Below are 9657 nucleotides of genomic sequence, written 5' to 3' on the forward strand. Positions count from 1 at the left end.
TTCAACGAATTCATAGGAAAGGGAAGGGAGAGCACGAACATGGAAAGTGCAGAAATTTTTGAGAAGGTAAAAGCAGTCGTTGTCGAGCAGCTAAACGCCGATGAGGCCGAGGTCACGGCTGAGGCCTCGTTCATCGACGACCTGGGCGCTGACTCACTGGATATAGTGGAGCTAGTCATGGCTCTGGAAGAATCCTTCGGGATGTCGATTCCGGACGAAGAAGCCGAGAGCATCAAGACCGTCGGTGACGCTGTCGCCTACATCAAGGCGAATGCGTAGCGTGGAGATGCCTGCGCTGACCATCGGTGGGCGCACCGCGCGCGTGCCCGTGATCCAAGGCGGCATGGCGGTGCGCATCTCGATGGCACCACTGGCCGGCGCTGTTGCCAGGGCGGGAGGCATCGGTGTCATCGCTGGATCCGGGTTGACACCTGAGGAGCTTACTGCTGAGATAGCGGCAGCGCGAGGCATCGCTGGTCCCGATGGGGTCATCGGCGTCAACATCATGGTCGCTATCGCGCGGTTCAAGGGGCTCGTCCAAGCTTCTCTTGATGCTGGGATAGACCTGGTCATCGCCGGAGCCGGCTTCTCCCGCGAAGTATTCCAGTGGTGCCGCGAAGCCGACACGCCCTTGGTGATCATCGTCGGCTCAGACAGGGTCGCGCAGTTGGCCCAGCGCTTCGGGGCCGCGGCGGTCATCGCCGAGAGCTTCGAAGCAGGGGGCCACTTGGGGACCGAGAAGTCGCTTACCGAGCTGATGCCGGAGGTGTTGGCGTCTGTCGACATCCCGGTCATCGCTGCAGGCGGCATCCACGATGGTCATCGCATTCGCGAACTCATCGAGATGGGGGCCGCTGGCGTTCAGATGGGCTCGCTATTCGCTGCCACAGTGGAATCCTCGGCATCAGCAGAGTTCAAGCGGATGTACGTTGAGTGCACCGCTGACGATGTCATGTTGGTCAAGAGTCCGGTGGGCCTTCCCGGCAGGGCGCTTCGCAACCCGTTGGCTATGCGCCTGGATCGCCAGGACTATCCGCCTATCGAGAGCTGCGTCGCATGTCTGAAGAAGTGCAACAGAGAGTATTGTATTATCGACAAGCTGATCAAAGCCCAGCAGGGCGATGTGGATGCAGGGCTCGTGTTCGCAGGCGAATCCGCTGTTCATGTCAGCGAGATACCTACCGTCGCACAGCTGATCGATCGGCTGCAGGCGGAGTATGCATCAGCGTGAAGTGAAGTCGACTTACGAGGAGCTTGATCGATGAGAAGAGTCGCAATCACTGGTCTCGGCGCCATAAGTCCGGTCGGCATCGGTGTTCAGGACACGTGGGCGGCCCTTGTTGCCGGCCGCTCAGGGATCGCTCCGATCACATCCTTCGACGTCTCGCGATACAGCACTCGCTTTGGAGGGGCTGTCGATGGGTTCACGCCGACCGACTGGCTCGATGCCAAAGAAGCCAGGAGGCTCTCGCGATTCCAGCAGTTCGCTGTTGCGGCTGCCGATGAGGCGATCGCCGATGCCGGCCTTACCATCACCGAGGACATCGCGACCAGAGTCGGCGTCATCGTCGGGTCCGGTATCGGTGGACTCGCCACGATGGAAGAGCAGACGCTGATCCTTGCCGAGAGAGGCCCGGATCGCATCAGTCCCTTCCTGGTCCCGATGATGATCGTCGACCTTGCTGCCGGTCACATCTCCATACGCCATGGCCTTAAGGGCATCAACTACGCGCCCGTCTCGGCATGTGCCACAGGCAATCATGCGATCGGTGAAGCAGGGGAGGCTATCCGCCGAGGAACCGCTGATGTGGTCGTCACCGGTGGATTCGATTGCGGCCTGACCCCCCTTGGGCTGGCCGGCTTCTGCGCCGCTCGTGCGCTTTCCACGCGCAACGATGATCCCGAGAGGGCTTCTCGGCCGTTCGATGCAGGTCGGGATGGATTCGTCATCGGCGAAGGTGGCGGCATTCTGGTCCTTGAGGAGATGGAGTTCGCGCGTGCTCGCGGCGCGAAGATCTATGCGGAGCTAGTCGGCTACGGGGCTTCGGCCGATGCGTACCACATCACGGCTCCGGCTCCCGATGGCAACGGTGCTCGTCGCGCCATGGAAGCTGCGCTTGCGCAGGCGGGATTCTCGACCGCAGACGTGGGCTATATCAATGCGCACGGCACCTCGACCATGCTTGGAGACATCGCCGAGACAGGGGCGATCAAGGCTGTTTTCGGCGACGATGCTCCTGTGGTTTCGTCGACCAAGTCGATGACGGGCCACTTGCTGGGAGGAGCCGGAGCCCTTGAAGCGGTCGTCGCCGTCATGGCGATCACGCAGGGCCTTGTGCCGCCGACGATCAACCTTGAGGACCCAGACCCTTCATGCGACCTGGACTATGTGCCGAATGTCGCGAGGAACCTTCAGGTCAATGCTGCGATGAGCAACTCCTTCGGCTTCGGTGGCCACAATGCAACGCTTTTATTCGCCGCGGTCTGATGGGTCGCTCGATGGATGAGCCTGCGATATCAGCTGCTCTCGATGCGATCGAACGGATCGTCGGCTATCGCTTCGTCGACACCGCCCTCCTGGAAGCTGCGCTGACCCATCCAAGCGCGACCGAGGGGGTTTCTGCGAGAAACAACTACGAGCGCCTCGAATTCCTAGGCGATGCGGTGTTGTCGCTGGTAATCGTCGAGACGGTGTTCCTGAGATTCCCCCAGATGCCCGAGGGCGACATGACCAAGCTCAAGATCGGTTTGGTGGCCGGGACGACACAGGCTCAGATCGCCGAGGAGATCGGGCTAGGGGAAATGATCCTCTTTGGGGATAGCGTGAAAGGCCCAGCAGACCGGGGGCGTGCCTCGGCGCTAGAGAACGCTTTCGAGGCCCTCATCGGCGCGATCTATGTCGATGGTGGGCTTGCTACCACCCGTGAAGTTGTTTCGCGTGCTTACGGCGACCGCATCAGATTTGACTTCCGGGCGATCAGCGAACATCCTAAGTCCGAACTGCAGGAACTCGCACAGGCGAGCGGGCTTGCTCCTGAGTATTCGATCGTCGAGACTTCGGGTCCGCCGCACGACGCGACGTTCACAGCCCAGGTCTCCATCGACGGCACTGTCCTCGGTCAGGGCGTTGGGCGCTCGAAGAAGGAAGCCGAAATGGCAGCGGCCGCGCAAGCCTTGGAAGTGTACAAGACTAAGTGAAGGGCGATCACACGCACCCATGCATCTGAAATCTCTCACGCTCAAAGGGTTCAAATCCTTTGCTGATAAGACGAGTCTCAAGTTCGAGCCGGGCGTCTCGGTAGTCATCGGACCCAACGGCTCCGGCAAGTCCAACGTGACCGACGCCGTCCTGTGGGTCTTGGGCGAACAGTCGGCCAAAGCCCTGCGCGGTCAGGCGATGGAGGATGTGATCTTCGCTGGATCCTCGGGTCGCAAGGCTTTAGGTGTGGCTGAGGTCGACCTCAAGCTGGATAACAGCTGCGGGACGCTACCCATCGAGTTCACCGAGATCGTCATCACGCGACGCATGTACCGATCGGGTGAGAGCGAGTATCTCATCAACGGTGCACCATGCCGCCTCATGGACATCCACGAGTTGCTCCACGACACCGGCCTGGGCAAGGGTGCCCACTCGATCATCAGCCAGGGTCAGATTGACGAGGTCCTCAACGCGCGTCCTGAAGACCGGCGGGCGCTCATCGAAGAAGCCGCCGGCGTCCTCAAGCACAAGCGCCGAAAAGAGCGCGCCGTTCGCAAGCTCGCCGGTATAGACGGGCTGCTGCAGCGGGCGCGTGACCTGTCATCGCAGATGCAGCGCCAGCTCAAGCCGCTGTCTCGGCAGGCCTCTCGTGCGGAGCAGCACGCCGCCCTCGCCGAGGAGGTCCGCCAACTCGATATCGCACTGGCCGTCGACGACCTGCGCACACTGCAATCCGAGTGGGACGCGGTCGACAAGCAGGAGCGCGAGGCGGACGTCGGCATCGATCTGTTGCGCTATCGGCTGGAAGAGAAGCAAAGGGAGCTCACGAAGTTCCAGCTCCTTCTCGAGGAGAAGGGCCTTTTCGTCGGCGATCTATCAGAGCAGCGCAGGCGTTTGCAGTCGGTCTTAGAACGCATCAACTCAGGGCTGCTTCTGCTTGAGGAGAAGGGCAAGAACCTCATCGAGCGTCTCTCGGAGCTGCGCGCCAAGCATCACAAGAGTCAGGCACGCGTCACCCAGAGGTCCGGTGAGCTTGAGGTTCTACGCGAACAACAGCGCCAGACCGATGCAGAGCTCAAGGCACACTATGCGATGCTCAGTGAGTTGAGGAAGGAATCCGAGCAGGCGCGCAAAGAGCGTCTGGCCGCCGATGAAGACCTTGGTCGCGCCGCCGCCGAGGCCCGCCGGGGGCGCAAGGAGTTCGACGACCTCCGCATCGAGATATCCCGTTCGGAGCAGGGGATGGCGTCATCGAACTTGGAGAAGGACCTCATCGAGGAGCGACGCAAGCAGATCCAAGACGACCGCCTATCGATGACCGCAACGCTTTCGGCGAGAAGAGCGCGTCTCGAACAGACCGACAACCTGATATCGAAGCTGCAAAAGGAGCGGGCCCTGTCCGATGCCGATGTCGACAAGCGCGTCAGGGTGCTCGACAGCAGGCGCAAGGACCTTTCGGCCCTGCGCGACGGAGTCACCGGGCTTCAGGCCGAGGTCAAGGGCCTCGAAGAGGTCGAGAAGGCATTCGCGATGTCTGCCCCAGCGATGGCGTGGGTACTCTCGAAGGAGCGCGAGTTCCCCGGTCTCGTCGGCTCGCTAGTCGAGCAGATCAAGGTCGCGCCGGAGTATGAGCGTCTCGTCGAGCATGTTCTCGGCTCCGACCTGTTCTCCCTACTCGTCGATGACCGCAAGACCTCTCTGGCAATCGCCGATGGCCTCCGTGGTCGCTCAGAAGGCGAGGTCTCGCTGATTCCGCTCGATGTGCGTTCAACCGCCGAGAAGCTCGATCCTCCCGCCGGAGCTGTCCGGCTTATCGACTTGATAGAGTGCGACGCAAAGCTACGTCCCGCTCTCGAAGCCCTGCTCGGCGACGTGATCGCTGTCGAGGATCTCTCCCAGGCGTTCTCAGTCGCTAACGCCAAGCACCGTGTGGTCACGTCCTCGGGCGAGATCGCCTGGCCGTCTGGTAAGGTGACGGCGGGCAGGATGGTCTCGGACAGCGCCGGCGTACTGGAGCGCCAGAGGCGCATCAACGAGCTCAAGGATCAGATGGCCACACATCAGGCCAAGATGGGCGACGCCCAGGACGCGCTCTCAATCGCCGAAGAGGCGCTGCTGGTGGCCCAGCAGGATTCGCTCGAGCTTGGACAGCGCCTGGCCGCCGCCACTGGCGAGCAGGCATCGATCCGTGAGGAAGTCGGTCGACTCGAGGTCACAGTCTCGGCGTTCGACAACGACGAGTCCCGTCTGCAGGAGCGTCTCTCGGCAGTCGAGGATCGCATCAAGAAGAGCACCTCGGAGGCGGCCCGCCTCGCCTCGGCACTATCAACTGCCGAGAAGACCTTGACCGACGCCGAGGAGACGATGGCTCGCGCCAAGGATGTCCAGGAGCAACGCCTTCGCGATGAGAGCTCCATAAACGAGCGCCTCTCGGCATGTCAGGTCGATGTTGCGACGGTCTCCGAGCGTGAAGTGCACCTCAAGAGGCAGATCAACACCATCGGCGCCGACTTGAAGGAGCTTGAGCAGACCATCAAGGCCACCATCCAGACTGAGGAATCGCTGGAGCTTCTGCGGGAGCGGATCGAGCCGCTGCACAATCTTTATGCGGCACTCCTCGACAAGGCCGAGGCGTGGGCGGTCAAACTCCGGGATCGGGCTCGCTTCGAGCAAGCCGACTCGGAGTCGTTGCGGGAGAGCATCCACACATTGCAGGATGCGGTTCGAGACGCTCAGGCTCAGATCGATGACCACAGCGCCGGGTTCAGTGATATCAGGGTCCAGAAGGGTCGCATCGAGGTTCAGATCACCAACGCCGTCGCCAACATCGTCGAGCGACTCGACATCCCGCTCGAGACCGCCCTGGACATGCCGCAGTTCTCAGACCGCGCGGCCGTCGAGGAGAAGGTCCACCGCCTTCGGCAGAAGATCGCCGGACTCGGGCCGGTCAATGCGGTTGCAGTCCAAGAATGCGAAGCCCTGCAGGACCGGCTGGACCGCCTGACCACCTCGATCGAGGACATCGTCGCCTCGCGTAACGCTCTCTCGAAGGTCATCTCGGCAATCGACCAGAAGATCCGCGCGCGGTTCCTAGAGACGTTCGAAGAGGTCGACATCCACTTCCAGGACATCTTCGCTGTGCTGTTCCCCGGGGGACGAGCGTCACTGACACTTACTGATCCAGATGATCCGGCAATCACCGGGATCGAGGTCTCCGCCCAGCCCAGCGGCAAGAAGCTCACCCGGATGTCGCTTATGTCCGGTGGCGAGAAATCGCTGACCGCGCTCGCATTGCTCTTCGCGCTGTACCGCACCAAGCCATGTCCCTTCTATATCCTCGATGAGGTCGAGGCGGCCTTGGATGACGCCAACCTGAGGCGGTTCATCGATTACATCTCCACGATGAGGGTGCGCACACAATTCATCATCGTCACCCACCAGCGCCGCACGATGGAGATGGCCGACGTCCTCTATGGCGCGAGTATGCACTCAGACGGCGTGACGAAGCTTCTGAGTCAGAAGATAGAACGTCAGCCTGGACTTGAGGAGCGAAGTGACAATGCCCTGGTTTAAGCGACTCTCCGAAGGGCTTTCTAGAAGCCGAGACGCCCTGCAGGGTCACCTCTCCGAGCTCATGGGCCGTGGCCCCAAGGTAGACGATGAGTTCTGGACCGACTTGGAGGACGCCCTGATCGTTGCCGACATGGGCGTGATGGCCGCCACAGAGATCGTTTCTCGGCTGAGGAGGACCGCATCAAGACTGGCTTTACCGGATGCGGCGGCGGTGCTTTCACACCTCACAGCTGAACTCGCTGCCGAGTTCGAGCAGCCGACTCAAGATCTCCTTGAAGGACGGGTGACGCTCATCATGGTCGGAGTCAACGGCACGGGCAAGACCACCACTGTGGGCAAGCTGGCCAAGCAGGCGGTGGACTCCGGGCGAAGCGTTCTCCTCGGCTCGGCGGACACCTTCAGGGCGGCGGCGAACGAGCAACTCGACGTCTGGGCCAAGCGAGCGGGTGTAGAGGTCGTCAAGCGAGATAGCGGGGAGGATCCCGCCTCCGTGGCATTCGATACGGTTGCTGCCGCACGCGAGCGCGCCGTGGACATCACCATCATCGACACCGCTGGCAGACTTCATACGTCGGTCGACTTGATGCGCGAGCTGCAAAAGATCCAAAAGGTCACCCGGCGAGAGGCGGATGCCTCCACCACAGTCAAGACGATCCTGACCATGGACGCCACCACCGGCCAGAACGGGTTGGTGCAAGCCAGAGAGTTCCACGCAGCACTGGATCTGGATGGCGTCATCCTGACCAAGCTCGACGGCACCGCAAAAGGCGGAATCGTGGTCGCGGTCGCGCGTGAACTAGGACTTCCAGTGGTGATGGTCGGCGTCGGCGAGGGCATCGAGGATCTTCGGCCTTTCAATCCCGAGGAGTTCGCTGCCGCGCTGATCGGCTCATCATAGTGAACACGCTCTTTGGCACCAAGCCGCCCGGTAAGCTGCGCAACCGCGTGATGCTCATCGTCGCGATCGTGCTGCTGGTGATAGGCGCGACGCTTCTGATCCTCACCAACTTCGTCATCACGACATCTGCGGTGAGCGGGCCTTCGATGTATCCGACACTCCACGAGAACGACGTCCTCTTGATCCGAAGGGGTTATCCCGATCCCGCAAGAGGTGACATCGTGTTGATCGGCCGAGAAATCACAGACAGCTCCGGTCCTAGGCCCGGACTCATCAAGCGCGTGATCGCCATCCCCGGAGATTCCGTCTCGGTTGACACCGGAAGGGCGTTTGTCGACGGACAGGCCGAGCCAGACGCATACACGGTTATACTGTCTTCGGAGGACCTGTCGTTTAGAGAGCAGACGCTCGCACAAGGAAGCATATTCGTCCTAGGCGACAACCGCCCGATCTCGCGGGACAGCCGGATCTTTGGCCCAGTACAGATCCCGCAGGTCGACGGAAGGGCCATTGCGATCATCTGGCCCCCCGATCGGGCCAGGGCATTCGATTAGGGCCCCAGTTCGATGGCGACCCGAAGTACTTCGATCATAGAAAGAGAGAGTTGTTGATGTTCGAGAACTTAGCCCAACGCCTACAAGGCGTTTTCAAGAACCTGACAGGGAAGGGGCTCCTTTCAGAGTCCGATGTCGATTCAGCGATGCGCGAGATCCGCGTGGCGTTGCTCGAAGCCGACGTGAATCTACAGGTCAGCAAGGAGTTCATCGCCGCGGTCAGGACACGGGCTGTCGGCGAAGAGGTCACCAAGAGCCTCACTCCGGGCCAGAGCGTGATCAAGATCGTCCTCGAAGAGTTGACCGCACTCCTGGGATCGACCAGCAGCAAACTAGTCTTCTCCAGCAGGATGCCCAACGTCATCATGCTCGTCGGCCTCCAGGGTTCGGGAAAGACGACCGCCAGTGCCAAGTTGGCCAACGCGCTTCGCAAGGACGGGAAACGCCCGCTACTTGTGGCTTGCGATGTCTACAGGCCGGCTGCCATCCATCAGCTTGAGACACTTGGGCGCCAACTAGACGTGCCCGTCTACTCCAGTCAGTCCACCGATCCGGTCCAAATAGCCGCCGAAGGCATCAAGCAGGCCGTCGCTTCGATGCGAGACCTGGTCATCATCGATACCGCAGGTCGCTTGCACATCGACGAACAGATGATGAGTGAGGCCGCGGCCATCAAGGACGCCACGAAGCCCGACCAGATCCTGATGGTCGTCGATGCCATGACCGGACAGGATGCCGTGAACGCCGCTCGCGCCTTTGCCGAGAGGGTCGACTTCGACGGCGTCATCATGTCCAAGCTCGACGGCGATGCTCGCGGTGGTGCGGCGCTATCGGTCCGCGCCGTGACAGGAAAACCGGTGCTCTATGCGAGCGTCGGCGAGAAACTCGATGCCCTCGAGTCGTTCCATCCTGATCGAATGGCCAAACGTATCCTCGGTATGGGGGACGTTGTCTCTCTGATCGAGAAGGCGCAGGAGACCATCGATGAGGACACCGCCGAGCTTGAGGAGCGCCTGAAGAGGGGAGAGTTCACGCTGGAGGACTTCCTCATGCAGATTCGTCAGATCCGAAAGATGGGCGGGATAGGCTCGCTACTGCAGATGATGCCCGGAGCGCTCAGGCCTGGTTCGGCGATGCCCGAGGTTGACGAAGGCCAGCTCGACCGCATAACCGCCATCATCCAATCGATGACCGCCGACGAAAGAGCTCGACCTCAGGTCATCAACGGTTCACGGCGGGCGCGGATCGCCAGCGGGTCAGGCACCAGTGTTTTCGAGGTCAACCAACTTTTGAAGCAGTTCGCTCAGACTCGCAAGATGATGAAAGGAATGCAGGCACCGGGAGGCAAGCGTCGCTTCAAGCTGCCGCCGGGATTCAAGCTTCCGTGAGCCCGACTGCAGGGTGACATCTTTGCTTGCTTGCGAAACAGCAGG

Annotated in this window: 8 protein-coding genes; all 8 read left to right on the top strand. The window is 61.2% G+C overall.

The genetic code is table 11. The annotated features are described in order from the left end of the window. Positions 1-39 precede the first annotated feature (39 nt). From acpP to ffh, 8 genes are read left to right on the top strand one after another with little or no spacing between them, the layout of a single operon-like run. Positions 40-279, top strand: a complete 240-nt coding sequence (gene acpP, locus M1617_01780) for an acyl carrier protein (GenBank protein MCL5887023.1) — start codon at positions 40-42, stop codon at positions 277-279. A 1-nt stretch (position 280) separates the two neighbouring features. Continuing rightward, positions 281-1231 carry a nitronate monooxygenase gene (locus M1617_01785; GenBank protein ID MCL5887024.1) on the top strand — a complete coding sequence of 317 codons (951 nt, stop codon included), beginning with the start codon at positions 281-283 and terminating at the stop codon, positions 1229-1231. Positions 1232-1261: 30 nt separating this feature from the next. Next, complete coding sequence (gene fabF / locus M1617_01790) at positions 1262-2488, top strand: beta-ketoacyl-ACP synthase II (GenBank protein ID MCL5887025.1); 1227 nt, start codon at positions 1262-1264, stop codon at positions 2486-2488. Between the two features lie 11 nt (positions 2489-2499). Next, positions 2500-3198 (top strand): ribonuclease III, encoded by a 699-nt coding sequence (gene rnc, locus M1617_01795; protein MCL5887026.1) that lies wholly within the window; start codon positions 2500-2502, stop codon positions 3196-3198. Between the two features lie 19 nt (positions 3199-3217). Further along, positions 3218-6772: a chromosome segregation protein SMC gene (gene smc / locus M1617_01800; GenBank protein ID MCL5887027.1), complete on the top strand. Its 3555-nt coding sequence runs from the start codon at positions 3218-3220 to the stop codon at positions 6770-6772. Then, a complete protein-coding gene (gene ftsY / locus M1617_01805) occupies positions 6759-7670 on the top strand; it encodes a signal recognition particle-docking protein FtsY (GenBank protein ID MCL5887028.1) in 912 nt (303 codons plus the stop codon). Before smc ends, ftsY begins: the two co-directional genes overlap by 14 nt. Continuing rightward, the gene (gene lepB / locus M1617_01810) at positions 7670-8224 is read left to right on the top strand and encodes a signal peptidase I (protein ID MCL5887029.1); all 555 of its coding nucleotides are present in this window, start codon (positions 7670-7672) and stop codon (positions 8222-8224) included. The genes ftsY and lepB overlap by 1 nt, the downstream gene beginning before the upstream one ends. Before the next feature lie 56 nt (positions 8225-8280). Then, positions 8281-9612: a signal recognition particle protein gene (gene ffh / locus M1617_01815; GenBank protein ID MCL5887030.1), complete on the top strand. Its 1332-nt coding sequence runs from the start codon at positions 8281-8283 to the stop codon at positions 9610-9612. Positions 9613-9657: the final 45 nt, after the last annotated feature.

This window comes from Actinomycetota bacterium (assembly GCA_023488435.1).
In the GTDB taxonomy this organism is placed as follows: Bacteria; Actinomycetota; Coriobacteriia; order Anaerosomatales; family UBA912; genus UBA912.